This window comes from Exiguobacterium sp. s131 (genome assembly GCF_018617345.1).
GTDB classification, from domain to species: domain Bacteria; phylum Bacillota; class Bacilli; order Exiguobacteriales; family Exiguobacteriaceae; genus Exiguobacterium; species Exiguobacterium profundum.
Genome location: NZ_JACSJX010000004.1, coordinates 32996 through 56324, shown reverse-complemented (window position 1 = coordinate 56324; position 23329 = coordinate 32996). Strand labels below are relative to the sequence as shown.

At 46.6% G+C, this 23329-nt stretch carries 30 protein-coding genes and 1 pseudogene; 9 read left to right on the top strand and 22 right to left on the bottom strand.

Annotated features, from left to right (window positions below; translation table 11 throughout):
- Nucleotides 1–144: 144 nt before the first annotated feature.
- Both KNO69_RS13725 and KNO69_RS13720 read right to left on the bottom strand, forming a co-directional pair.
- Nucleotides 145–1158 (bottom strand): ABC transporter permease, encoded by a 1014-nt coding sequence (locus tag KNO69_RS13725; protein ID WP_214818741.1) that lies wholly within the window; start codon nucleotides 1156–1158, stop codon nucleotides 145–147.
- The gene (locus KNO69_RS13720) at nucleotides 1151–1879 is read right to left on the bottom strand and encodes an ABC transporter ATP-binding protein (protein ID WP_214818736.1); all 729 of its coding nucleotides are present in this window, start codon (nucleotides 1877–1879) and stop codon (nucleotides 1151–1153) included. The genes KNO69_RS13725 and KNO69_RS13720 overlap by 8 nt, the downstream gene beginning before the upstream one ends.
- Nucleotides 1880–2050: 171 nt before the next feature.
- Here KNO69_RS13720 and KNO69_RS13715 point away from each other — a divergent pair, with 171 nt between their 5' ends.
- Nucleotides 2051–2659 (top strand): TetR/AcrR family transcriptional regulator, encoded by a 609-nt coding sequence (locus KNO69_RS13715; protein ID WP_211781788.1) that lies wholly within the window; start codon nucleotides 2051–2053, stop codon nucleotides 2657–2659.
- A 31-nt stretch (nucleotides 2660–2690) separates the two neighbouring features.
- Here KNO69_RS13715 and KNO69_RS13710 read toward each other — a convergent pair whose 3' ends face one another.
- Nucleotides 2691–3074 carry a hypothetical protein gene (locus tag KNO69_RS13710; protein WP_078146213.1) on the bottom strand — a complete coding sequence of 128 codons (384 nt, stop codon included), beginning with the start codon at nucleotides 3072–3074 and terminating at the stop codon, nucleotides 2691–2693.
- 186 nt (nucleotides 3075–3260) lie between these two features.
- On the opposite strand from KNO69_RS13710, the gene KNO69_RS13705 reads away from it, so the two are divergent.
- The 3 genes from KNO69_RS13705 to KNO69_RS13695 all read left to right on the top strand — a co-directional run bounded on the left by KNO69_RS13705 (nucleotide 3261) and on the right by KNO69_RS13695 (nucleotide 6334).
- Nucleotides 3261–4757 carry a phytoene desaturase family protein gene (locus KNO69_RS13705; RefSeq protein WP_214758653.1) on the top strand — a complete coding sequence of 499 codons (1497 nt, stop codon included), beginning with the start codon at nucleotides 3261–3263 and terminating at the stop codon, nucleotides 4755–4757.
- Nucleotides 4758–4870: 113 nt separating this feature from the next.
- Complete coding sequence (locus KNO69_RS13700) at nucleotides 4871–5596, top strand: hypothetical protein (RefSeq protein WP_214685708.1); 726 nt, start codon at nucleotides 4871–4873, stop codon at nucleotides 5594–5596.
- A gap of 9 nt (nucleotides 5597–5605) precedes the next feature.
- Entirely contained in the window at nucleotides 5606–6334 is a 729-nt protein-coding gene (locus KNO69_RS13695; RefSeq protein ID WP_214818735.1) for an AAA family ATPase, read from the top strand.
- Nucleotides 6335–6444: 110 nt separating this feature from the next.
- Here KNO69_RS13695 and KNO69_RS13690 read toward each other — a convergent pair whose 3' ends face one another.
- From KNO69_RS13690 to KNO69_RS13635, 12 genes are all read right to left on the bottom strand, one after another.
- Complete coding sequence (locus KNO69_RS13690) at nucleotides 6445–6921, bottom strand: hypothetical protein (protein ID WP_214818734.1); 477 nt, start codon at nucleotides 6919–6921, stop codon at nucleotides 6445–6447.
- Nucleotides 6918–7403, bottom strand: a complete 486-nt coding sequence (locus tag KNO69_RS13685; protein WP_214818733.1) for a hypothetical protein — start codon at nucleotides 7401–7403, stop codon at nucleotides 6918–6920. Before KNO69_RS13685 ends, KNO69_RS13690 begins: the two co-directional genes overlap by 4 nt.
- Nucleotides 7404–7461: 58 nt before the next feature.
- Nucleotides 7462–8256, bottom strand: a complete 795-nt coding sequence (locus KNO69_RS13680) for an SMI1/KNR4 family protein (RefSeq protein ID WP_214818732.1) — start codon at nucleotides 8254–8256, stop codon at nucleotides 7462–7464.
- 18 nt (nucleotides 8257–8274) lie between these two features.
- Nucleotides 8275–8733: a hypothetical protein gene (locus KNO69_RS13675; RefSeq protein WP_214818730.1), complete on the bottom strand. Its 459-nt coding sequence runs from the start codon at nucleotides 8731–8733 to the stop codon at nucleotides 8275–8277.
- A gap of 312 nt (nucleotides 8734–9045) precedes the next feature.
- Nucleotides 9046–9519, bottom strand: coding sequence for a DMT family transporter (locus KNO69_RS13670; protein WP_214818728.1), 474 nt, complete (start codon nucleotides 9517–9519; stop codon nucleotides 9046–9048).
- Nucleotides 9520–9531: 12 nt separating this feature from the next.
- Nucleotides 9532–10191, bottom strand: a complete 660-nt coding sequence (locus tag KNO69_RS13665) for a Crp/Fnr family transcriptional regulator (RefSeq protein ID WP_214818725.1) — start codon at nucleotides 10189–10191, stop codon at nucleotides 9532–9534.
- 12 nt (nucleotides 10192–10203) lie between these two features.
- Nucleotides 10204–10629, bottom strand: coding sequence for a DMT family transporter (locus tag KNO69_RS13660; RefSeq protein WP_214818723.1), 426 nt, complete (start codon nucleotides 10627–10629; stop codon nucleotides 10204–10206).
- A gap of 12 nt (nucleotides 10630–10641) precedes the next feature.
- Nucleotides 10642–11619: a DMT family transporter gene (locus KNO69_RS13655; protein ID WP_214818721.1), complete on the bottom strand. Its 978-nt coding sequence runs from the start codon at nucleotides 11617–11619 to the stop codon at nucleotides 10642–10644.
- Between the two features lie 67 nt (nucleotides 11620–11686).
- The gene (locus tag KNO69_RS13650; protein ID WP_214818719.1) at nucleotides 11687–12169 is read right to left on the bottom strand and encodes a hypothetical protein; all 483 of its coding nucleotides are present in this window, start codon (nucleotides 12167–12169) and stop codon (nucleotides 11687–11689) included.
- The gene (locus KNO69_RS13645; RefSeq protein WP_214818717.1) at nucleotides 12144–12629 is read right to left on the bottom strand and encodes a hypothetical protein; all 486 of its coding nucleotides are present in this window, start codon (nucleotides 12627–12629) and stop codon (nucleotides 12144–12146) included. The genes KNO69_RS13650 and KNO69_RS13645 overlap by 26 nt, the downstream gene beginning before the upstream one ends.
- Nucleotides 12626–13129 carry a hypothetical protein gene (locus KNO69_RS13640; protein ID WP_214818715.1) on the bottom strand — a complete coding sequence of 168 codons (504 nt, stop codon included), beginning with the start codon at nucleotides 13127–13129 and terminating at the stop codon, nucleotides 12626–12628. The genes KNO69_RS13645 and KNO69_RS13640 overlap by 4 nt, the downstream gene beginning before the upstream one ends.
- A gap of 9 nt (nucleotides 13130–13138) precedes the next feature.
- A complete protein-coding gene (locus KNO69_RS13635) occupies nucleotides 13139–13597 on the bottom strand; it encodes a hypothetical protein (protein ID WP_214818712.1) in 459 nt (152 codons plus the stop codon).
- A 162-nt stretch (nucleotides 13598–13759) separates the two neighbouring features.
- Here KNO69_RS13635 and KNO69_RS13630 point away from each other — a divergent pair, with 162 nt between their 5' ends.
- Nucleotides 13760–14965, top strand: a complete 1206-nt coding sequence (locus KNO69_RS13630) for an MFS transporter (RefSeq protein WP_214818709.1) — start codon at nucleotides 13760–13762, stop codon at nucleotides 14963–14965.
- A gap of 19 nt (nucleotides 14966–14984) precedes the next feature.
- Complete coding sequence (locus tag KNO69_RS13625) at nucleotides 14985–15416, top strand: MarR family winged helix-turn-helix transcriptional regulator (RefSeq protein WP_214818706.1); 432 nt, start codon at nucleotides 14985–14987, stop codon at nucleotides 15414–15416.
- Nucleotides 15417–15457: 41 nt separating this feature from the next.
- On the opposite strand, the pseudogene KNO69_RS13620 reads toward KNO69_RS13625, so the two are convergent.
- Nucleotides 15458–16501 (bottom strand): annotated as a pseudogene (locus KNO69_RS13620) (flavin monoamine oxidase family protein); the annotation flags it as partial.
- Between the two features lie 351 nt (nucleotides 16502–16852).
- A complete protein-coding gene (locus KNO69_RS13615; protein ID WP_214818689.1) occupies nucleotides 16853–17596 on the bottom strand; it encodes a nucleotidyltransferase domain-containing protein in 744 nt (247 codons plus the stop codon).
- 157 nt (nucleotides 17597–17753) lie between these two features.
- Here KNO69_RS13615 and KNO69_RS13610 point away from each other — a divergent pair, with 157 nt between their 5' ends.
- Nucleotides 17754–17978, top strand: coding sequence for a hypothetical protein (locus KNO69_RS13610; RefSeq protein WP_074034783.1), 225 nt, complete (start codon nucleotides 17754–17756; stop codon nucleotides 17976–17978).
- Nucleotides 17979–17984: 6 nt separating this feature from the next.
- On the opposite strand, the gene KNO69_RS13605 is transcribed toward KNO69_RS13610, so the two are convergent.
- Nucleotides 17985–18347 carry a hypothetical protein gene (locus tag KNO69_RS13605; protein ID WP_214818685.1) on the bottom strand — a complete coding sequence of 121 codons (363 nt, stop codon included), beginning with the start codon at nucleotides 18345–18347 and terminating at the stop codon, nucleotides 17985–17987.
- Nucleotides 18348–18562: 215 nt separating this feature from the next.
- Entirely contained in the window at nucleotides 18563–18985 is a 423-nt protein-coding gene (locus tag KNO69_RS13600; protein ID WP_214818682.1) for an Lrp/AsnC family transcriptional regulator, read from the bottom strand.
- Between the two features lie 145 nt (nucleotides 18986–19130).
- Here KNO69_RS13600 and KNO69_RS13595 point away from each other — a divergent pair, with 145 nt between their 5' ends.
- A complete protein-coding gene (locus tag KNO69_RS13595; protein ID WP_214818680.1) occupies nucleotides 19131–19706 on the top strand; it encodes a cysteine hydrolase family protein in 576 nt (191 codons plus the stop codon).
- A gap of 73 nt (nucleotides 19707–19779) precedes the next feature.
- On the opposite strand, the gene KNO69_RS13590 is transcribed toward KNO69_RS13595, so the two are convergent.
- Genes KNO69_RS13590 through KNO69_RS13580 form a run of 3 tightly spaced genes read right to left on the bottom strand, consistent with a single transcriptional unit; the run spans nucleotide 19780 to nucleotide 22165 of the window.
- Nucleotides 19780–20196 (bottom strand): hypothetical protein, encoded by a 417-nt coding sequence (locus KNO69_RS13590; RefSeq protein WP_078146192.1) that lies wholly within the window; start codon nucleotides 20194–20196, stop codon nucleotides 19780–19782.
- A gap of 14 nt (nucleotides 20197–20210) precedes the next feature.
- Nucleotides 20211–20519 carry a nucleotide pyrophosphohydrolase gene (locus KNO69_RS13585; RefSeq protein WP_074034788.1) on the bottom strand — a complete coding sequence of 103 codons (309 nt, stop codon included), beginning with the start codon at nucleotides 20517–20519 and terminating at the stop codon, nucleotides 20211–20213.
- Between the two features lie 2 nt (nucleotides 20520–20521).
- On the bottom strand, nucleotides 20522–22165 hold the full coding sequence (locus tag KNO69_RS13580; protein WP_251124978.1) for a DUF2075 domain-containing protein: 1644 nt from the start codon (nucleotides 22163–22165) through the stop codon (nucleotides 20522–20524).
- 133 nt (nucleotides 22166–22298) lie between these two features.
- Here KNO69_RS13580 and KNO69_RS15455 point away from each other — a divergent pair, with 133 nt between their 5' ends.
- A complete protein-coding gene (locus KNO69_RS15455; RefSeq protein WP_214818678.1) occupies nucleotides 22299–23279 on the top strand; it encodes a LytTR family transcriptional regulator DNA-binding domain-containing protein in 981 nt (326 codons plus the stop codon).
- The last annotated feature ends 50 nt before the right edge of the window (nucleotides 23280–23329 follow it).

Here is a 23329-nt window from a genome sequence, read left to right as displayed (position 1 = left end):
AATCGCATTATTCATGACCGGCGTGATGTTGTTACTCAAACGCTAATGAGCATTTCGGACAATCGTCCGAGTGCTTTTTTTGTGGATGAACACAAAGCCATGGCACTCTATAAGTACCACAGCCTTCGCTAACGTTTATATAACTCAATGCCCCCGATACTTCCCAAGCGCCCGCATATTCAAGAGGTACAAGACACCTGCATAGAGAATCAAACCGAGTAAATATACCCAGATGCCTGAGAAGCCACTTCCGTAAATCATGACTTCCTTGATCGCTGTCGCTCCGTAGAAGATTGGCATGATGTAACTCAAGTTCCCGAGACCATATGGAATCAAGTCGAGCGGGATGAGTCCCGAGAAGAATACTTGCGGGATGATGGTGAACGGAATCATCTGTACGACTTGTAGTTCCGATCGGGCAAACACCGAGATGGTCGCTCCGAAGAGCACCGCCGTACCCGCCATGAGTAGCATCGTCAACATGACCCACGCCATATTCCCGAGCGAAGACAGACCGAGCACATAAATCGAATAGAGCACGATGAAAATTGACTGAATCACCGCAAACGTTCCGTACCCGAGTGTATATCCTAAAATGACTTGTCCTCGTTTGATTGGAGTCATCAACAGTCGTTCGAGCGTACCGCCACTCCGTTCTTTGACGAGTGCCATCGCAGATAAGATGAACACGAAGAAGAACGAGAAAAGGGATAGGAAGACGAAGCCGAACGAATCGAATGTCGATTGGTCCTCTTCCCCATAGACGAATGACGTATCGATTTTAGCTTCAGGGTTGAGCGTCGCCAACGCATCTTGAATCTCACCAACTGCCTTCGACGACTTCGTCGAAGGTTCGCGTAACGTGATGGTCGTTCCTTCTTGATTCATTTCAAACACGGCATCGACATGTTCATTGTCTTCGATATATACTTTTGGATCATCGAACGTGGCCTGTTCCACTTCGAGCGTCTCGTCTTCGAACGCATCGACGAGCTGTTCGGGTGCGTTGTCGTCCAGAACGACAGTCGGCACGTAATCCGAGTCACCGAGTAGGAAGTAGACGAGTGTCAATATAAGAAGTGGCGCAATCAAAATCAAGGCGACGCTTCGTTTATCATTCAACGTCTGAAAGATGACACGCTTCGCTAAGTTACGCATGGTCACCCACCTCCTCTTTCCCAGCAATCAAGAACAGTTCTTCGACGCGACCGTTCTCGGTCTGGTCGAGCAAATCTTGCACATGGTCATAGGCGATCAACCGTCCGTTGTAGACGAGCGCGGCACGGTCGCACTCGAGCACTTCATCCATGACGTGCGTCGAGACGATGATGGTCGTCCCTTCCCTCCGAATCACCTGAAACTGATCCCAGATTTGACGACGTAAGATTGGGTCAATTCCGACCGTCGGTTCATCAAGAAACAACACATCCGGCTTATGCAAAATGGCGATAGCCAAGGAAAGACGCTTCTTCATCCCGCCTGAAAAATTGCGGACGAGCTTATGCCGGTCGTTCGTTAAATCGACAAGGTTGAGCACTTCGGTGATGCGTTCTTGGAGCGCCTTTTTCCCTAACTTATAAATCGATCCGAAGAAGGCGAGGTTCGCCTCAGCCGACAAGTCTTCGTACAAGCCATCGTTCTGCGGCATAAATCCGATTTGTTGGAGCATGTCCATGTTTGGCATCTTCGTTTCGCCGATATGGACACTTCCTTTGTCCGGTGCGAGGGCGCCGATCATGAGTCGGATGAGCGTCGTCTTCCCCGATCCAGAGGGTCCGAGCAAGCAGCAAATCTCTCCGGATGGGATGGTGAAGTCGATGTTGTCGATGGCGAGTTGGTCACCGAATGACTTGTCGACGCGTTGCAGTTGAATGTTCATTTCTGTCACTCCTTTTCGGCGCCTCATCGTGTATACTCAAGATAATCGACACCGTGTTGGTTTATATGTTCAGTATAGACCCCGTTCACTGTGGCAACAATCGTCAATATCGGGCATCGTGTCGGTTTTCCGACAGATGGTCTGAATATGTTGAGGAAAAGGAGAAATAATATGGAACAAACCGATTTACGCGTCATCCGGACGAAGAAATTGATCAAAGATGCCTTCTTCAGCCTTATAGAAGAACGGGGATTTGAAGCCGTCACCGTCAAACAGTTGACCGAACGGGCAGGTATCAATCGGGGCACCTTTTATAGCCACTATGTGGATAAGTTCGAGTTGATGGAGAAATGTGTCGATGAAATTTTTGAGGAAGCCGAACAGAAGTTGATTCATCAGTTGCCGCACATCTTCGGAGACGAACGGACCGACAACTCGTACCATTACCTCATTCCGTTCATTCGCTTCATCGAAGACAACCAAATCATCATGAAGCCACTCCTCGGACCGAACGGAGATCCGACGTTCCAGGCAAAGCTTCGAAAATTTATGCAAGCTGCCTTGTTTCAGCGCTCGCCTGTAACCTTGTTTAATCCGGATAAGATGCTGGTCCCGCCTCCATATCTCGTCGCCTATCTGTCTTCGGCTCACATGGGCGTCATCTATGAGTGGTTAAACAATCCGTCTTCGGAAGAGACAGCGGAAGACATCGCCCGGATTATCTATACGATCACTTATGAAGGACCGCTCGTCGCTGGTGGTGTGAAGTCAAACGAATAGAGCCTCCCGCACATACTGCGAGAGGCTATTTTTATGAAACACGAACGTGCACGTGTAAGTTCCCATTTTCTTCAGTTGTCGTCTGGTAAGCATTTTGCACCGCCTCTAAATCATGCCAGGCGATGCGGTATGACTTTTCTCGCATCCCTTCAAACTCGAAGGCGAGATGTTGTAAATCCGACATACCTAGGATGCGGTCAAACGGTCCACCCTCGCCAGTCCATTCCAATTGATTCGCCGAATCCTTCAATACGAGGTCGAGTCCATGCATCACTTTTTCTTTGATCAATTGTCCATCCGCCGCAACACGCATCCCGTCTTGAATATCATGCATTCGACACGATTCAATCTCATCAAACGGGATCGTGATTTCATCGCCGTTCGCAAAGTGAAGCGTGATTGTTTTTACGATCATCTTAGATTCCTACTTTCGTTCAGTATCTGTTCCCTTACTATACATAACTTTTGTCGGTTCAGGGATGACATCTTTGTGGATGTGGCAAATCCGTAAAAGCATGTTCGTTTCATTTGGAAACGGGAATAGAAGAGGTAGCACTCATTCTGTTTTTTGAAAATAACACTTCGGAAAGGCGGCGAATATATGCCATCAGTGGAAAAGTCGGTCATCGTCATCGGCGGAGGGCTCGGCGGCTTGTCAGCGGCCATCTCACTCGCTCAAAAAGGTTACGACGTCTCACTCTACGAAAAGAACGATCACATCGGCGGGAAAGTGAATCGTCTCGAACAAGACGGATTCGGCTTCGACCTCGGGCCCTCGATTTTAACGATGCCTCACATCTTCGACAAACTGTTCCGTGGAAGTGGGAAACGGATGGAAGACTATGTATCCATCAAGCGGCTTGAGCTCGAATGGCGCTCGTTCTTCCCGGACGATACCGTCCTCGACCTTTACCATGACCTCGAACAGATGCAGCGGGCAAACCCTTCCCTCTCTCGAAAAGACATGCAGGAATATCGTGAACTGCTGAATTACGCAGCGCGCATCTATAAGACGACCGAGAAGGGATACTTGGCCGAAGGGTTTGAATCCCCATTAGAAGCCGTCATGAAAACGGGCATCTTCCCGACCCTATTCGGATTCGATTTGACGTCGACGATGTATAGCGCCATCAAGAAGCGCATCAGCAATCCACATCTTCGTGATATGCTGTCGTATTACGTCAAATATGTCGGGTCGTCTCCGTATAACGCACCGGCCGTCCTCAATATGATGATTTACATGCAATATGCCCAAGGCTGTTGGTATGTCGAAGGCGGCACCCATAAGCTCGCGGAAGGCTTGACGAAGCTCGCCGAAGAAATCGGTGTGAAGCTACATACCGGAGAAGGCGTGGTTCGTGCACATACGGTGAATGAGAAAGTGACCGCCATCGAGCTCGAAGACGGACGTCTCCGTTCCGCTGATTATTTCGTCTCGAACATGGAAGTCATCCCGTTCTATCAGAAGATGGTCGACGCCGACAAACAGTATGTCGACAAACTCGTCGATAAATATGAACCGGCGAGCTCCGGATTCGTCCTCCATCTCGGGGTGAAGAAAGCCTATCCTCAACTCGCGCACCATAACTTCTTCTTCTCCGAAAATTTGCATGAACAGATGGATAAAATTTTTGAGAAACATGAACTTCCGGACGACCCGACGATTTACCTCGTCAACGTCAACAAGACCGACCCGACCCAAGCGCCACCAGGACATGAGAACATCAAAATCTTGCCACACATTCCGTATATTCAGAATGTGCCGTTCACGGAAGAAGAGTACGCCGCTTTTGAAGAGCGTGTACTCGACAAATTGGAACGAATGGGTCTCGATGGTTTGCGTGAACATACGGTGACGCGTGACGTATGGACGCCTCATGATATCGAGCGGACGTACGGATCGGACCGAGGTGCCATTTATGGAACGGTCGCCGACAAGAATCGGAACGGTGGCTTCAAGCATAAGAAGCAGAGCGAACTCTATCATAACCTCTACTTTGTCGGGGGAACCGTCAATCCGGGCGGTGGCATGCCGATGGTGACATTGAGCGGTCAGCAAGTGAGCGACAAGATTGCGAAACGTGACAAAGTGAAATGATTTTCTTTCATCCCTCATTCGATATGAGGGATTATTTTTTGAAACTTTTTCCAAATGAATCCCGTATATTGTGATACGATACAAACAATCAAATAGACAAGCGGAGGAACAGGATGCATCAAATCACAAGTTATTTCTTTATGTATGCCAAAGTTGTCGTCACGGATAAGATTCCATTCATCTGGACATTCTTAATCCCACTCATAATCGCCTTGACGCAGTCATCTTCAGATATTCGCCAAGCAACGACAGCGGAATACTACCCAGGGCTCTCTTATTTCTGGGTGTATATTATTCTTGCTACATATGTGAACGGTGTCGGCATCGAACTCGCTCGTATGCGTGAATACGGACTGATGAAAACGTACGTGATGATCTCAGGCAACAAACTGACATATGTCATCGCCGTCATCTTGGCGCAACTCTTATTCGCCTCCATCAGCTTAACTTTATTCACAACGGTCGTCACGCTCGTTCACGGGTTCTTTTCGTTCAAGTTGATTGCAACGTCTCTACTCGTATTGATTGGCAGTATCCCGTTCGCGGTTGCCAGTGTCGCCATCACGACACTTCCAGTGAAAGTATCGAGTCTCGGGACGTTCGCGAACATACTGATGTTCCCACTCTTTTTACTGGCGATCAAGTCACCTGATCAATGGTTCAGCTTCCTCAACCCGTTCTACGCGCTTCACGAATTCGCGCTCGGGTTGCTGCATCTGACGACTCAAGTCGAGCTCTCGTTCGGAGTATGGGCGACAGGCCTCTCTGTACTTGGGTATTTCATCATCGGCGCGATTGCGTTGAAACGCTTCAGTCTCGTCTCACTCATCACACGCTAGGAGGTTCTTATGCACGTAAACCAACTCACTTATCGCTATCCGAAAGCGGCACGTCCTGTTCTCGATGATGTCTCGTTCACCCTGCAACCGAATAAACTGAACGTTTTGATTGGACAAAATGGTGCCGGGAAGACGACACTGTTTGATTGTATGACCGGGGCACTTCCGGTCGACAAGACATCACTCGAACTCGTTCCGACGACGGACATGCTCTATTTGACGCAACTCATGTACAACCATCATGAGTTGACAGGGAAAGACTTCGCCTATTTCATCGGACGTCTGTCGCAACGTCCCGACTTCAAGAAACTCGAATCGTATATGAATAACCTTTCAACTTCTCGCGAACAAGAACTGTTCGAACATCTATGGACGATGAAGCTCGGGAAGATGTCGGTCGGGGAGAAGAAATGGCTCTTCGTGACGCTCTTATCTTCAATCAAACGTTCTCTCTATTTATTTGATGAGCCGACGAGCGGGGTCGACCCGGCGTCCCGCATTCAAATCATGCGCCGCCTGCAACGACTCGTCAATGAGGGCAAGACATGTCTCATCTCCACACATCAGTTACATGACTTGGTTCAACTTGATGCCCATGTCATCTTCCTGCATGGTGGACGCGTTTTGTATGAAGGGGACTTCCAAGACTGGCTCGACGAGTCTGGAACGACCGACCCGGACGAAGCGTTCGTTCGGATGGTTGACACGCCGCTTGATGATGTAGCGGTGACACGATGAATGAATCGTTTTGGGAACGATACCGGTTCACATTCTATACAATTGGCATGGTCGTCTGCGGCTTTCGCATCTCCATGTTCTCATGAAAAAACTCAGCCTCTGACGCTCTGTCAGGGGCTGAGTTTCTGTTTACGATGTGCTTGTCGTAACTCTCGATTGGTCACGTGCTCCGGGTCCGCTTCACGTAGTTTCCGATCCATCGGCACGTACAAGATGAGAAGCGTAATGATGACAATCAATGCGACACCGAGTAGTTCCTGCATCGAATCCAATACGAACCACGTGAGGAAAGTAAATACACCAAGTGATCCAAACATGGCGACGAGGATTTGAAATTCTCGACGAACGAGACGTTGGTATTCCTCGTCTTCGTTAAATGTACGTAACAACTCCATCCGTCGCCACGCTTGATAGAGCATCGGCAGTTGGGTCACGAGGAAAGAGAAGGCAACCGTCGTCACCGTGATACCTCTTATGACCGAAACAACGAGAAGGAGAAACAGACCGATGGTGCCAAATAGTGTGCTGATTCCTCGTGCGTCGAGATCCTGTTCGACCATTTTGAGGAGACGCTCTTGTTTATTCATCGCGCTTCACTTTTTCGTTTTTTCCGTTGCAGCTGGACATGACCGAGTTCGACACCCGTCACGTGTAACGGGTCGATTTCTTTTAGCTTGCGATCGAAGCGAACACTTAAAATCAACAAGCCTATGATTCCGATAAAAGCTGCGATGATGAACGTAAGTAAAGTAATCCATCCAAGCTCTACACTGGCAATCAGTATGAGAAGCAGGAGCGGCTGAGCAAATTTAGATGCAAACTCGGAACGCACGAGTTGTTGGTAACGTGTGTCCTCATTAAATGAAAGGAGTAACTTTTTGCGATGCCAAGCGTGATACAGGAGCGGAACTTGTCCAACGATAATCATTGGTAACAATAAGAGGATGTCTGTCTTCCAAAAATATAAAAAGAAGAGCAACATGACGCCAATTAAAGGAATCACCATTTGTCTCTTTCGTTTTTCATCATCTTTCAACATCTGTTCTAGTCTGACTTCATGGTCTACCATCGAATCCCCCTCATGTGTTTTCGTTAATCATATTTATGAATCGTTCCAAGATTAAGCTTCAATCCGGCTCAATCCCATTCTCTAAGATGTATGTCGTCTCTTCATAGCACTGCTTACTGTATGCATCATCACGTTTCAATAACGAACTGAAAAATGCCTCAATCAACTCTTTCTGGCGCAAACGACGTGAAATGATGGTGCTTTGAATCGTAGAAATTGCGGTCTCGCGCAATGTATCGTCATCCATCCATGTGAGAAGCTCCACGACCAACTCTTTAACATCGAGAACGTCTAGTGAATTTAACCAAATGTTCGCACCAAATGTTTTTTCACTCGTCACTTCACTGTATAGTAGATTTTGTGCATAATCTAACAGCGTGTCCCCTTCACTTATTCCCACGAATGAATCGGTCTCGATAACGTTTAGCGCTTCATTGAATTGATCAAACGAATCGAATAGCACATCGATTTTTTCAGCCGTCGTATCTAACAAAGCAATCTTAGGAGTCACCCCATCGCGATAATCGAACATGAGGAAATAGTGTCCATCGCCCGTGAATGCAATCAGACGTTCATCCTCAACGCCCCACTCTTTCAAAAGGTTTTTTGATTCAACTAGTCCTTCTTGTAAATTCATGCCCATAATGGAATCAATCACAATCGAATCGTCTAGCCCGTTTAGGATCACGGATAATTCACGTTGCTCGATGAATCCTCCATTTTGTGTTCGAATCAATTCGATATAACTTTCCGGTAACTTCACGCCGAGACGTGACTCGACATCTCTCAGGATTTCTTCTGTCAGATCCGGCAATGTATTCGTATGGTCAATTTCATCTCTCCAGACAATCACTCAACCCTACACTCCTTTTTATTTCCGGTTCACGAGTCCCAACAAACTCTCGACCACATGCTCGTCATCAATCTTTAGAATTTTCCAGTCAATCCATGACTCGAGAATGAGACAACTCGCAATCAACGTTGCACAGACAAGGCTCAATGTATCAAGCGATATGTATTTCAGTGCATACAGCGCCAAAAGCGCTAAAGTTCCAATCAAGAGAGCGAACTGGACCGCCCCTTTCAAATAGATAAAGCGCTGATACGTAGATGAGTCATTGAACTGTAAAAACAACTGGATTTTATGCCACGTCGCCACCAAAATCGGCATAAGCAGTGCCGCACAAAAGATGAACAGGGACAGGTTCATCCTTGAATCATTGAACAATAACCAAAGCGCTGTCACTACACCGATGATGATCACTAGTAGCGGACCCTTTTTAGTCCATGATTTGTCGTACAGATATTCCATTCGTTCTTCCCGTAACACCACACACACCTCCAATAGTAAAAATCATCCAATTTATCGATATCTATATCTTAACAATCCATAAGCAAACTTTCGAGTTTTTCCCATTAAAAAGGAAAAAGCATCTGACGATTGTCAGATGCTGATCAATTTGAGTCTCGGCGAAGGAATCGAAATAAAAAGACTCCAATCATCGTCAACAATCCCAGATTCAAGATTGCCCACGCCATGTCCATCACTCGTTGCATATGATTACCCCTTCCATTCTGTTCTTCTAACGTATACGTGTCTTTCTAAAAAGGATTCGTTCAAAACGTGGAACTTTTTTAACGTTCAACTCGCACGGTTCACCGCCGCGCGAGTTGGTTTTACCTTCCCACTCAACTGAAACACGAGCACCCCACCGACAATCAAGACAATCCCGACGACCGTCTTCCATGTGAACGGGACAGCATTTAAGCCGAACCATCCTAACGTATCCCAGAGGAGCGCGAACAAGATTTGAGACACCATGACAATCGAGAGGGCGTAACTCGGTCCGAGCCGCTCGACCCCTTGTGTCACACTCATGACGACCCCGACGCCGAGGATTCCACTGAACCAGTACCACGTCTCCATCTCATCTACTCGGAACAAGGCGCCACCTTCCTGAAACAGACCGATGAGTAGCGATGCCAAAAATCCGAGTCCAAGGACGAGTGTCGTCGTCGCCCATGCCCCGACACGCTTCTTGACGTTGGCGTTAAACGTGTTTTGCACACAGACGAGCATCCCACCGATGACAGCAAGCATCATGCCAATCGCCATATGTCTCCCCTCCTATTCATAAATGCTCTCCCCGACAATCTCCAACAAACCTTCCCGATCGACGAGCGTGATTATCCGCCGATTTCGTTCAATCAATCCTGCCTCGACGAAACGCTTGAGCGTCCGATTCACATGACGATAACTCGTCCCAATCAAATCAGCGATATCCGTCAATTGGTCGACCGTCGAGCCGAGTGTTTGGTCATTCGGCGTCATCGATAACAGATAACTCGCCAAGCGCACTTCGACAGGATAGAACAAGTTGAAGCTGAGCGATTGTGATTTCCGTTCGAACTTTCGCGTGATTTCTTCCAATAAATAGTGTAACCACGCAACATTTTGATGTGCATGACGAACCAAGTCATCGAACCGAATGACAAGCATCTCAACTGACGTGACCGCCTCGACCGTATTCAAAAACGGGGTACGTTGAATATATTCGATGTCCCCGATCAAATCGAGCGGATATTTGAAGGAGAGGACGAGGCGCTTCCCGGTAGCAGAAGTATGGGAAACGCGAATCTTTCCCTTTACTAAGAAGCGGAGATGCCCTGCTTCATCACCTTGCGTACAGATGACGTCTCCTGGCTCGTATCGGACGAGCTGCAATTCGTTCTGCGCTTCTTCTGGTAAGACAGTCAATTCAAATTGCTTCACATACGCGTCAACCATGCACGTTTCCCCCTACCATTTTAATAAGATGACCCCCGCAATCATCATGAACACACCAATCAACTGAGCCCCGTTCAACTTCCGTCGCACCATTCCGAACCATCCTCGCCAATCGATGACGAGCGCGAGCGCCAGTTGCGCAATGAGAAACAACGAGATTGTCATCGTGACCCCGAGTTTATGGACGGCCGTCATATTACTAAATAAGATAATCGCCGCAAATGCTCCGCCAGATAAATAGAGCGGCTTCACGTGCCGCATCTCGACATACGTGCGGTCCCGAAGCACCAGCATGACGAGAAGTGCGACGACGAATCCAGTGAATTGTGTCAACGTCGCCGCTTGCCACGTCCCAATCTGTGAACTGATTCGAGCATTCGCAACACTTTGTAACGTTAGAAAGAAGCCTCCGCTGATTGCAAATAATACTCCTCGCATCGTTTTCCCCCCTTAAGATAAACGAATCAATACAATCCCAATGACCATGACAACCAGACTCACGAGTTGCACACCAGTGACCGGATTCTTCTTCGCTCCGAACCAACCGAAACGGTCAATCAGTAAGCTACCGCATAACAGTCCGACGATGACGATGATGACAGCGATTCCTGTCCCGACAATCGGAACGATGAGGACGTTTCCTCCGATGAAGAGCGCCCCAATGATTCCACCGAGCCAAATCCACCACGGTTGACCTTTCAGTTGACCGAGCGGAACGGGTTGGCGTGAGACGAGTAAAATGAGTAAGAGCGCCAACGTTCCGACAACGAAAGAGACCAATGCCCCTTTCAGAGCCGATTCGAGCACTGTTCCCAAATAGCCGTTAATGGCCGTTTGCGTGGCACTCATCATCCCTGTGAAAATCCCAAACAGTCGCCAAAGGTTCAGATTCCCCGTGTCCGTTTCCATGGAGACGACCAGTTTGCCTCTTCGGCGGTTGAGCCAGTCGGATAACGCGACCGTTCCGATGACTCCGAACAAGACGAGCACGACTCCGAACAAACGAAGCACCGTAATTGGGTGTTCGACAGAATTGAAACAACCGAAATGGTCAATCAACAACCCCATCAAAATCTGTCCAAAAATCGGCATGATGACCGTCTGGACACTCCCGAGTCTTGGGAACAGCAAGATATTTCCCGTTAAGAACAAGACCCCTAACAGTCCGCCAATCCACATCCAACCCGGACCTTCCTGAATCACCGCACTTTCAAATCCGAATGACTGTCCGGTCAAGAAGAGCAATAGGGACAAAAAGATGGTCCCAACCGTAAACGATAAAAAAGATGCAACGAACGGGGAGCCGACCACCTGACGCAAACGTGAGTTGACACTCGTCTGCATCGGCAATAAAATCCCAATCGTCAATCCAATCAAAATAGCTAACATGAATGTCTTCCTCGATTCTTCTAGTAGTTCTATGTACATTGTCAGCTTACTCCTCCGTACCGAAGAAGAAAAGGACCGATGTCCTCAAACAAAAAACGAACCCTTCTCAGGGGTTCGTTTTGGACTCACGGAAGCGTTGATCGCGCGCTTCACGCAATTCTTTCCCTCGTACATGATACGCATCGAGCGAGTGTAAGTGTCGATTAATGACATAAGGTGCCAGAATCGACATCACACCGATTCCGAACAGCCCGGCAATGGCGACGACGGGAGACAACGAGTCGGCATAATAGGCCGCCAATAAGCAGATAGTCAACACGAAGCAGAGCCACTGGATGCCAAAGTCTGTATACACCAGACGTTGGTAACGCGCATCCTCGTTAAAGGTCAGGAGCAGTTTTGTCTTCCGCCATTCAAAACAGAGATACGGAAAGAAACTGATGAAGACGAGGAGTGGAGCGTAGAGTTTGGACTGCGTGGCAATCACGAGCGTCATTACAATCGTCGCGATGGCGATGCCCCACCCCCAACGCCAATGACTGTCATCCTGCTTCAGTAATTGTTCAAGTCGCTTTTCTTTCGTCAGCATATGTACTCCTTTCATACGAGCGGTAATGCTTTGTCACCTCATCTCGTGTTGGTTGCTCCGGGTCGGCTTGTCGCAATTGCTGGACGGTCTGATAGTGCGTCCATGCTAACATGACGATGCCTAGACCGAAGATGATCCATGCGACAGGTGCAATTTGCAGACGACTGAAGAGAACCGCTGCTGTGACCGCTCCAATCCAGTAGGAATAGAGGCGATATAAGCGTTTTGTCAGTAGGATGCCTCGACCCACCGTGAAAATCTGTAAGACACGTCCTTCTTTGATCGTCAGCCCTATGAGTAGGGCAGCCGTGAGGACCGAACCGATTCCCCATATCCACCATGTATCAAAACCGAGCACAAAACTGTTACAAAAAATAAGGGCTCCCGTGAGCCAAAGGTGGAGGGTTTGTCGTGACTGCCGATATCCTCCGATTACTTGAATCCGTTCTATCTTTGTCATGAATCTTTACGACCTTTCCTTGAAATATCATCTAACGTATGTTTCAAACGTTCCCGGTTTGCCCGGGTCCACTCGCCTGATGTGACGTGGTGCTCATCAAGCGCGGACTGTTTTCGATCAATCCAAAGTGGAATCAATATGAGACACGGCCCGCCAATCAGGAGCGTCCAACTCATCCACGGTAAGATATCGATTCCGTTGAAATGCAACCCAATCAAAATCATGAACCAGATCAAACTCATCAACATGACAGTAAAATCAATCCGCAACAATCGATGATAGCGTGTCGATTCATTGAAGGATTGCTGCAGTTTCATCTTGTTCCATTCAAGCCATGTCGTATAGAGAAGTGCGACACCGGGTAAAAGAATGCTATACGGACTCCATGTCGAAAGAAAATAGATGGATACGCCTAGCATGATTACGCTCACGATGATGTTGAGACGAGTATATCGTTTCTCAAACTGTTCAATTCTTTCAAATCGCTCTGCTTTGTCCACGGTATCACCTCAGTCTTTCACGAAGTCGAGTTTGATTTCGCGGCGCATCGGCTGCTCTTCGTCATACTGCGGCATCTGCCGGTCGAGCTTTTTCTGTGCGACTTGCAATAAGATGACCCCGCCTAAGAAGACAATGAAAAGCGACCATGCCGGCCAATTGATTAGGACGATGAATGGGAAGAGAATCGCCAACAAGATGAGGAGTCCCATTTCCGATACATATTGCCAATCGATGATGCGCTTGGCTTGTTCTACAGCGGTCAACTTCCTGACGAAGCGCCGCTCTCGTCCGATGGCGAACAACATGCCTGCTAATGTGACTCCTAATGGAATGATATACTTTGACGCACCGTCAGACTGCAGCGCAAGAAAGACAAACATCCCAGTCAGACCTGCCAGTCCCATTCTCCAAAAGAGCCAACGCTGTTGATAACGATAAATCGTATTAATCCGATCTTGTTTGTTCATCTTGATTCACCTCTTATTCCACTATACGGGATGAACACGATAAAAGTTCCGTTATTTTACATTTTCATACCACAGTCATGCTTCTTGACGATATGAATTTCTCACCGTATAGTTTAGTTAACTTAACTATATGTTGAAGAATGAAAGTAAGAGGTTATTAACATGAATTTATTGAAGAATACTCGGTTCGTATTCACTTGGTTATCCGGAATGACGCTCACGCTCGGGTTTTCGATTTTCTTCTTGAGCGTCTCATGGTTGACGATCGACGTGTTGAAGCAACCGGCACTCCTCGGGATTATCTTGACGGCGGTCTCGTTGCCGCGTGTCGTCATGATGGTATTCGGCGGTGTGTTCGCTGATCGATTCCAAAAGAGTCGCTTGTTATGCTTAACAAATATCGGACAAGGCGTGTTGATGTTAATTGTCGTTGCGCTCCATTTCGCTGACGCGTATTCGGTGACAGCCCTCTTGATCATCTCCGTATTGTTTGGTCTTTTAGACGGCATGTCTTACCCGGCACTGTCATCACTTATGCCTTCAATCGTATCAGGTCAACAGTTGCAACGGGCAAACTCCCTTTTCCAAGGGTCGCTCGAGTTGATGTTCGTCATCGGTCCGTTCCTTGCAGGGATCCTACTGACGTGGGGAAGTTTTGGTCTCAGTTTCGGCACGTCGGCTGCATTGATTTTCCTCTCCGCGATTTTGATTATGCCACGGTTGATTCAAGACAATATTCCCGAGGTCGCGCCGCTCTCACCGAAAGATGTACTCGTTGATTTGAAAGAGGGCATTCGTTACGTATCGCAAACACCTGTGTTACGTAGTGGGACGTTCGCCATTGCCATCGTCAACTTGTTCGTCATGGGACCACTCATCATGAGTATCCCGATTCTCGTTGGTGCGGTCGGAGGGACAGCATTTGATTTGAGTATCATCGAAGGCGGGCTCGCTGTCGGGACATTTGTTGCAAGCTTCCTGATTCTATTGTTACGGTCGGTTCATCGTGGACGCTTCGTCTTCCGCGCCCTGTTCCTGACACTCGGCGCCTTCTTCCTCTACACGCAAGTCCAATCGATTCCGCTTCTCGCGGTCGCGGCTTCTATGAGCGGGTTTATGATCATGCTCGTCTACTTGCCGACGGTCACCATCATGCAGGAACAAAGCGACTCTGACAAAATCGGGCGTGTCATGAGCATCATGTCGCTCGCCGCCTCAGGCCTTGAACCGATTGCGTTTGCCATCCTATCGGTGCTTGTTGCCTTGTCCGTGCCGATTCAAACGCTCTTATTGGCATTTGGTATAATCGGATTAGTGTGTGGTGTCCTCTTATATCTTCGGAGCGAAACGTTCCGGCGGACACCGTAAAGAAAGGATGAATGACACGTTGAATGAAACACGAAAGCAACAAGTCCTCACGATGTATCGCCAAATCGATGAGCTTGACTTGCTGTTCACGAAATATTTCACGGAACTGAACGAATTCGAGCTGAGCTATCAACAAGAACAGATGCTACTTCTCTTTAAACGCCGAGAGACGTGGACGACGACGGAGATTGCGACGAAGATGTCCATCTCCAAAAGTGCCGTCAGTCAGGTGCTCAAAGTGCTCGAGCAACGCGACTTTGTCATGCGGGAAAAGAATCCCGAGAACCTTCGAGAAAGCTTCATCCGACTTGGTCCGAACGGCCTGGCGTACTCGAAACAAATCGATGCGATTGAAGAACGCCTCGCTGAAGAGATGTTCTCCGTCCTCGAAGATGACGAGATGAAAATGATCAACCGCTCGCTCGCGTTGATGATTCAAAAATTTAAATAAAAAAGACAAATCGCCGCTAGTCGGACGATTTGTCTTTTTCGTTATACCAACTCTTGTACGATTCGATTCGCCGACCGCAACGCCCCTTCGATATGTCCCCCGAACTGCGCATCCGTCTCCGAACCAATCAAATGGAGACGGTCTCCGAGCTCAATCGGACCGTAAGCCGGGAATGCTGTGAGCGGCAGGAAATCGTCAGATGTCGCTGTCTCTGATTCTCTCGACCAGTCCATATAATGAAATCGCAAGAAGTCATTCGCTTTCGAACCATACAGCTTCTCCAGTTGTTCGATGACGCGCGTCTTTACTTGTCCTTCTCCTAACGCTTCCCGTTCTCCCGGTGACAGACGGAAAAATCCGAACAGCGCACCTGGTCCATCTATCAGAGAAGCGTCATGAATCTCTTGAAGTGGACCGACCCAGCTCATCCCAAAGCCAGACAGACCTTCTTCTCGCCAGAACGGTGTCTCGTATACGATGAGCGCTTTCGCCTGAGAAGCCATCCATGTGGGAGTTGTTTTGAGCGCTTTTCGCGTTTGCGCTGACAATGCCGGTTCAATTGCCACTTCCGCAACGAGACGAGGTGGAATCGCAAGGATCACGTCATCCGTGTGATGCACCGAACCATTTTGAAACGTCAGTTGGACTCGGTCCGATTGTCGGTCAATGGACGTGAGGCGATGCCCAAGCCGAACGATGTCATCGGGCAACTTCGCATGCAGAGCTTCCATCAGACTCGTCATCCCACCGACTAAACGCTTAGATAAGACGATGCTTTCTTTCGGTAACACATGTCGTTCCGGTGTGGTCGTCGTTTGACGTTCGAGCACCATGTGTCCTGTCGTATGTTGAACGAATGACTCGAGTCCAAGTGTATCCACGAGTTCAGAGATGGTCTTCTCCGTATCCGGCCAATACCACGTCGGTCCGAGGTCATAACCGTCCTTCGTCAAGATACGACCACCAATACGATCACGTGCCTCAAAGATGGTGACGTCATATCCTTTTTGATGAAGTTGGGTCGCAGCATAAAGCCCGCTGACACCAGCTCCAATGATGGCGATTGATTTCATTGTAAATTCTCCTTTGTCGTCCGTCTCTCCTCGATTATATTGAGTTAGATGGTTTTACATATGCAAGAAAGGACGACATCAATTGAAAAATATGTTCTATTATCTATTCTTCCCTTATATCGTATTGATGCGCATTTTGTACCGTTTTATTCAAACTAAGGGTCGGATGACTGCGGCGATGTGTCTCGTTTCATATCCCATATGGTCTCTATTTTTATTCGACCTCATTCAATGTTCGACCGCAATCGAATTTGTCATCATTATGTACGTATCAAGCGCTTTATATGTCCCTTATTTCTTCTTTGACACAGACGTGAAGCGAAGACGACCGAACGGATATATCCCAATCGAGGAGCTACATCATTAAATCCAATCGATTTCATTCAAATAGTCTAGAAGCCGTTGATTTGTGATGTCATCTTGTCTCAACAGCGCTTCTCCTTTCGCTACTCGCTGATCTTCCGGGAAATAGAGTTGTAGAATCGCCAAGCTCGCTTCTACAGTCGATGCAAAACTCTCGTCCTTCACGTTGATTGTTAAATACCAACCTCGGATGACGCGCTTCACGATGGAGCGCTTCTCCAGATGTGACATCTGTCCACGAAGCAATTTCGACTTGGCCGCTTCAATCGAAGAAACCAAGTCCTGGTTCAACGCCTCACTCACACGATCATCCGGCTTCATGCGTGGGAATCGAGTCGAGACATCTTCCCCGTCCACACACGTACAGAGATGTCGTAACCAAAAGCCCCATTCAAAACGGTTCGCCGGATTCAGTGCCACATCCAGACGCCCGATATCATAATCGATTTTGATGACTTCCGAATGTTGCGTTAGCAATCGCTCCGTCCGTTCCACCAATTCCGTCGCATCTACATCTTCGTGAACGAGTACGGTTAAGTCTAAATCCGATTGCCCGGCAACGGCCGTCCCGCGCCCGATACTTCCATAAAGGTATATGCTGTGTAGCTGTTCATCGAATGCTTCTTTCACCAATTCGATTGCTTTAAAAAGGACAGTTTCAAACTCAGGCTGTATATGACGGATGGACGTCTGGTTGATGACATAACCCGCATCGTCCGTACCAAGTCGGGTCGGCCGTTTCATAGATACGTACCGACTCGTTGAAATGTAGTAAACGTCATGATGTATCGAACTCCTTTTTTTAGTTTATGCATGTCGGATTTGAAATACCACGGTTCCCCCTTTCAAACAGGTTATATTTGGAAGTATAATGAAGACGTAGAAAGGGAGGTATGTCTATATGAACGTCATCATGGTCTCATTATTCGGACTCATCTTCACGATTTTGCCAATCGTTGTACTAATCATCGGTATTTTGTGGATTCGTAATGTCGTGGCACGTTCTGAGAAACGAGCAGACGAGCAACTCTTTATGGAACGTGAACGTTCGAAGCAGATACAAGTATTAATCGAACGTCTCGACCACATCGAACAACAATTAGATTCGAACACAAAACGTAGCTGACTCAGGTTAGCTGCGTTTCGTCTGATATCGAGCGAGATTTGCGTACGTCACATGTTCAGGGTCGATTTGCTTCATCCGCTGATCAACGTGTCTAGACATCAGGGCCGTGACGAACATGACCAGGAGTGCAACAGTCGATAAGCTAAAGGATTCGGTTAGGATGATCGTAGTTGCAATTCCGATCAATATGCAGACGACAACCAGCGCAAGAATGAACTCCGACCAAACTATACGTTGATATTCCATCGCTTCATTGAAACGAAGCAACATTCGGGTACGTCTCCACATATGAACCATCAAAAGAGGTGGAATGAGTAAAAGGATTCCCAAGAGAACTTGAATGAGAGAGAACTCTTCAAACCACCACATCATCCATCCCCCTAACAAAAGAATGAGCGATAACGTGACATTAATACGGTTCGTAAGTAGGCGAGCCTTAGTTATTTCTCGTAAACGCTCATCGTGCGACATCGTGTCCCCCTCCTTTTCATTTGATTAAAAATCAATTTGTACTGAAAAAATTTCATCTATTCTCTTTTACTAGCTCGCAATCACTCTCACTGTTAAAAGTCACTCCATCGCTTTCATAAAACGGGTCTGAATGATACTGGTGAAGATAGATTTATCAAAGATGAGGGACGACCGTATTCCATCGATTCGTCGATGAACGTCTCTAATGTGCGCACGTTTTCCGTTACCACTTTGACGAGGTAACTGTACTGCCCGGCTAAGCGATGACATTCGATCACGGACGGCTGTTGACGACAAAATTCACGGAACGCCTCACAACGATGGGTGTCATAAAGAATAAAGGCGGTCACGTGTTTGTCCATCTTTTCAGGATTGATGACAGCCCGATAGCCTGTGATGACTCCACGTTCTTCGAGTCGCTTCACCCGTTCTGTCGCAACAGGCGTAGACAATCCAATTTGTCGTCCTAATTCGGTCATCGAGATCCGGGCTTGTTGTTGCATCAATTCAAGAATATGGCGATCTATTTCATCCATTTGGCATTCACCTTTCAAAATTAAAGTGAAACGATACATAATCCGTTCTTTCTAAAGTCATTCGCTGAAACTTCCGTAAAACCTCTATGTATCTATATTCCTCCGTTGCATACACTTGAAGTATCCAATTTAAGGGGGAATCAACATGCAAACGACAGTCGTTCCATTACTCATCATCGATGTCCAACAAGCCTTTCATGATCCAATCTGGGGAAACCGCAACAATCCAAAATGCGAAGAGAATATCGCACGGTTGATTGAAGCGTGGGAACATCATGATCAACCAATCATCTATGTCCAACATGTCACGAACGTTCCGACCTCACTCTTCTATTTCAAAAAAGATGGTCATTTGTTCCAAGACTTCATTCAACCTCGTGAACAAGATGTCATCTTAACGAAACAGGTGAATAGCGCCTTCATCGGAACAGACTTACAGGAACGACTCGAATCACTTGGTGCGACACAGATTGTCATCACCGGATTAATCACGAACCATTGTGTCGAAACGACCGCACGGATGGCAGGAAACTTGGGATTCAATCCGATTGTTGTCTCCGATGCGACGGCAACGTTCGACCGACAATCGATCAGCGGGACATGGATCCCTGCAGAGGTCATCCATGATGTGTCGCTCGCTAGTCTAAATGAAGAATTTGCATCGATTCAGACGACAATTGAGGTCATGAAAGATGTGTTACAAAAAGAAGTACAGTCCTGATGGATTGTACTTCTTTTTATTCATAACCTGGCTTTAAAGTATACAGATGTCACTCATATTTTTCATATTGCTATTATTCATCAGCAGTTTCTATATATCCACTAATCAAAAATGGAATCTTTAAGTTCACAAGCTTCATCAAGAAATCTGGTTCAAATTCTAACTTCACATCTAAGTGAGAGACCACACCCAAATCAATCCAGATATCATCGGCTCCACAAGAGCGAAGGGTATCAATATGTTCTGCCAGAGTGTCAATCATCCAAAAAAGTCCGATATACGGATTTTCCATTTTCTGAAATTCAAGTGGTGGTTCAAACGACGCATGACCTACCTTAGCGATTTCTTTACGTTTTCCGATATGCTCAATTTCTCCAACTTCCGTTTGCTTATAAAATTGAATACCTGTTTTCTCTGATGCAGCGCAAGGAGAAAAATGAGGCCCCATTAAATGACAAGGAATCATAAATCGATCGGATGGAATGTTCATATAGAACTCCTCGGTCATTTTTGCGGACTCGGATATTTCACTGCGTTTTTCACAAGCTTGTCTTCAATTGCTTTCGAAACATCGATTCCGGCAGCGTGAGCGAACGTCAACGCGTAAATCAACACATCTGCCAATTCCTCTTCCATCTCCGTCTTCTTCGTCTCAAGCGCTTCTTCACTCGACACCCATTGGAATACCTCAAGGAGCTCGCTTGCCTCAAGTGATAACGATAACGCCAAGTCTTTCGGGTTATGATGGAACGCCCAGTCGCGCTCATCTCGGAATTTAATGACCTCATCCATTAATCGTTGTACTTCGTTCATATTTATACCCTCTCTCTTTGTAACTTCAATAATTTTCGTCGTAGCGATTCATCAGATGCATATAGATAGAGGCCTTTGACGCCACGCTTCATCAATATGTTAATCGAGTTCAAGACAATCTGTTCTTTTGCCAAATCAACATTCTCAATACCTTCGATTCCAGCATAGGCTCCCGTATCTTTATATAAATTCGGGTCAATCATTAGACCTTCCTGCTCCTCATCATAGGATACGGATGGGCCTAAAACGACACCAACATAGTTCAAATCAAATCCTTGAATCGTATAGATAGAGCCGGCTTCGGCGATGGTTTCTGCTTTTTCAGCCCACGTCGTTTTTCCACCGGTTGTATTCCATGGCATTTTATAATTTCCGTTCGACTCATATACATAATAGGTGTCTCCGTCCTTTTTGTGTAAAAAGTCAAAGGTCGAAACGACCCGACTCAAGCCGTATCGTCGATCTTGCTCGATGATGGCACGGTGCATCTCTTCTAACGTTTCAAATATTCGTAAATCGTATCGCTTAGATTTCGGTAATGGATTGATTCGTTTTTCTTTAAATGTGTTGACCCAGTTCATCATATCTTCATCTGCTTGCATTCGGAATTGACTGGTTAGTTTGTAAGTCTCTACTGTCCTTGCTTTCTTTTTATAATCATCCAACTTGAGTGAATTCCAGTGACTCTTCAGTTTCAATACTTGATGTTGATCAAAAATAGCGATGACAATTTTGGCTTTCTTCAGCAACTCTTCGAGATGATTGTTTTGCCGGAAATTGTTATAGGGATCTGATTTCGTCAGCAACAAGTGGGCTTCGTCCACAAAGATAATGTCGGCTTTATGATTTTTCAGTTTATTCAATAACGGCGTCGGTTTTATGAAGTCCCCTGCTTTAAGGTGTTTCACTTGCTTGGCGATTCCTTTATAGGTCTTCAACATCTCTTCATGATTAACAACCAAATAATTTTTTGTCTGATGAAGTGTTGAATTAGTGTCTTTTGTTCGAGCTTGGATTGTATTAAAGATTGAGCTCAAGACAACACTCTTCCCTACACCTGCTTCCCCTTCAATCACATATAAATCTCCGTATGTTGCATTCGGATCCGCTTTCGACATTTGCGTTTCACAAAAGTCGAGTACCTTCTCTTTTAAATCTAACTGTTCGACAGATAACTCTTTAAACGGAGACAGCTTGAAGATATCCTTATTTTCAATGGCGTGAAGTTCATTTTGAACAAGCCCCTTACGATGTAATTCATTCCAAAGTTCGGGAAACAATTCGTTGTCGTAATAATTTTTATTATAGTAATTGTGCGTGAAGTCGTTCGCAGTTTTACTTTTATTCTGAAGTGTATACTTCTCATCTCCTAAAAAATAATTGATGAGCTTTGTTTCGAGATGGAATGTTGCTGAACGGTTGAACTTGTCATGATTGACGAGATGAATTTGACTCAGCTGTTTCCGTTCCGTTTGTTTAAGCTTTAGATGTTGCTTCATTCGCTTTTTAAAATGAACCGTTTCACCAATGTATGCTTCTTTCTCTCCATTCAAAATGTAAATCACCGGATAGTTCACATATGTTTCTGTATCATCGATGCTATGTAGACTACTTTCTTCGAATGTGAATGGAATGACTTTAACCATACAACAGACCTACTCTCTTTTGATTTCAAATTATATCCATTTTATCATACAATACCTTTTTAAATGATTACGCATCACTTTCCGAGTTCTAAATCAGATAATGGTATAATTCCACTAAAAAGGGAGGGATTCGGTGCTTACTTTCCAAAACGTCTCGGTGCGCCAACAAGACACACTCATTCTCGAAAACATTTCATTTACGATCCAACCAGGTGAGTTGGCGGCTATCCACTGTGGCGTCATTTCCCGAGAAATCATCTTCGGTCTCATCAGTCAGGAAATCACGACTTATACCGGGAACATCAACCATGCTTCAACACTGTCCCTCTTCTCCATCCGGGACGGTTTATACGACCGACTCACCATCGAGGAGTATTTGCGCTTCACCAAGCGCCTATATGATTCAACTGACTCGGTCGACTCGGTGATGCAGCAACTTCAACTCACGACTTACCGCAAGCACCGCCTCCACCGTCTTAATCGCTCCCTTGTCAGACGCACGCAGTACGCCGCGCTGCTTCTCCAGGATCGTGACCTGTATGTGTTTGAAGAACCTGACCAAGACGTGGACCAAGAGACACGCCACCTTTTACGCGATACTTTACAGACATTAACGTCCAGACAAAAAGCCGTCCTCGTGTTGACGAGCAACATGGAGAGTGCGCTCTTCATGACATCGACCGTTTATCGGATCGACCACCGTCACTTGCGCCTGTTAGATGTGGAGTCTGAAGATACAGCTGATACAGAAATTCCATCTGAAGTCATTCACGTCCGTTTCGAGAAAATCCCGACGAAAGTGAACGAAAAAATCATCTTACTCGACCCTCCTGAAATCGACTTCATCGAAAGTCAGGACGGACAGTCGATTTTACATAGTCAATCGGATCAGTTCCCGAGCGTCTTCACGATGAACGAGCTCGAGACGCGTTTGACCCCGTACGGTTTCTTCCGTTGCCATCGGTCATACCTTGTGAACTTACAACGTGTGCGCGAAGTCATCACCTATACGAAAAATAGCTTCAGTCTCGTCTTGGATGATTCAGAGAAGACAACGATTCCGTTATCCAAGACAAAAATGGCAGAATTGAAGACGATGATGGGGCTCAAATAGTCTCCATTCACAGTTCTATTCGTTTCATTCAACTCCTGATAAGCGCCATT

Bases quoted from the DNA above. Each gene is read 5' to 3' on its own strand.
- KNO69_RS13725 (WP_214818741.1), bottom strand. From the start codon at position 1,158: ATGCGTAACTTAGCGAAGCGTGTCATCTTTCAGACGTTGAATGATAAA.
- KNO69_RS13720 (WP_214818736.1), bottom strand. From the start codon at position 1,879: ATGAACATTCAACTGCAACGCGTCGACAAGTCATTCGGTGACCAACTC.
- KNO69_RS13715 (WP_211781788.1), top strand. From the start codon at position 2,051: ATGGAACAAACCGATTTACGCGTCATCCGGACGAAGAAATTGATCAAA.
- KNO69_RS13710 (WP_078146213.1), bottom strand. From the start codon at position 3,074: ATGATCGTAAAAACAATCACGCTTCACTTTGCGAACGGCGATGAAATC.
- KNO69_RS13705 (WP_214758653.1), top strand. From the start codon at position 3,261: ATGCCATCAGTGGAAAAGTCGGTCATCGTCATCGGCGGAGGGCTCGGC.
- KNO69_RS13700 (WP_214685708.1), top strand. From the start codon at position 4,871: ATGCATCAAATCACAAGTTATTTCTTTATGTATGCCAAAGTTGTCGTC.
- KNO69_RS13695 (WP_214818735.1), top strand. From the start codon at position 5,606: ATGCACGTAAACCAACTCACTTATCGCTATCCGAAAGCGGCACGTCCT.
- KNO69_RS13690 (WP_214818734.1), bottom strand. From the start codon at position 6,921: ATGAATAAACAAGAGCGTCTCCTCAAAATGGTCGAACAGGATCTCGAC.
- KNO69_RS13685 (WP_214818733.1), bottom strand. From the start codon at position 7,403: ATGGTAGACCATGAAGTCAGACTAGAACAGATGTTGAAAGATGATGAA.
- KNO69_RS13670 (WP_214818728.1), bottom strand. From the start codon at position 9,519: ATGGCGATTGGCATGATGCTTGCTGTCATCGGTGGGATGCTCGTCTGT.
- KNO69_RS13665 (WP_214818725.1), bottom strand. From the start codon at position 10,191: ATGGTTGACGCGTATGTGAAGCAATTTGAATTGACTGTCTTACCAGAA.
- KNO69_RS13660 (WP_214818723.1), bottom strand. From the start codon at position 10,629: ATGCGAGGAGTATTATTTGCAATCAGCGGAGGCTTCTTTCTAACGTTA.
- KNO69_RS13655 (WP_214818721.1), bottom strand. From the start codon at position 11,619: ATGTACATAGAACTACTAGAAGAATCGAGGAAGACATTCATGTTAGCT.
- KNO69_RS13650 (WP_214818719.1), bottom strand. From the start codon at position 12,169: ATGCTGACGAAAGAAAAGCGACTTGAACAATTACTGAAGCAGGATGAC.
- KNO69_RS13645 (WP_214818717.1), bottom strand. From the start codon at position 12,629: ATGACAAAGATAGAACGGATTCAAGTAATCGGAGGATATCGGCAGTCA.
- KNO69_RS13635 (WP_214818712.1), bottom strand. From the start codon at position 13,597: ATGAACAAACAAGATCGGATTAATACGATTTATCGTTATCAACAGCGT.
- KNO69_RS13630 (WP_214818709.1), top strand. From the start codon at position 13,760: ATGAATTTATTGAAGAATACTCGGTTCGTATTCACTTGGTTATCCGGA.
- KNO69_RS13615 (WP_214818689.1), bottom strand. From the start codon at position 17,596: ATGAAACGGCCGACCCGACTTGGTACGGACGATGCGGGTTATGTCATC.
- KNO69_RS13610 (WP_074034783.1), top strand. From the start codon at position 17,754: ATGAACGTCATCATGGTCTCATTATTCGGACTCATCTTCACGATTTTG.
- KNO69_RS13605 (WP_214818685.1), bottom strand. From the start codon at position 18,347: ATGTGGTGGTTTGAAGAGTTCTCTCTCATTCAAGTTCTCTTGGGAATC.
- KNO69_RS13600 (WP_214818682.1), bottom strand. From the start codon at position 18,985: ATGGATGAAATAGATCGCCATATTCTTGAATTGATGCAACAACAAGCC.
- KNO69_RS13595 (WP_214818680.1), top strand. From the start codon at position 19,131: ATGCAAACGACAGTCGTTCCATTACTCATCATCGATGTCCAACAAGCC.
- KNO69_RS13590 (WP_078146192.1), bottom strand. From the start codon at position 20,196: ATGAACATTCCATCCGATCGATTTATGATTCCTTGTCATTTAATGGGG.
- KNO69_RS13585 (WP_074034788.1), bottom strand. From the start codon at position 20,519: ATGAACGAAGTACAACGATTAATGGATGAGGTCATTAAATTCCGAGAT.
- KNO69_RS13580 (WP_251124978.1), bottom strand. From the start codon at position 22,165: ATGGTTAAAGTCATTCCATTCACATTCGAAGAAAGTAGTCTACATAGC.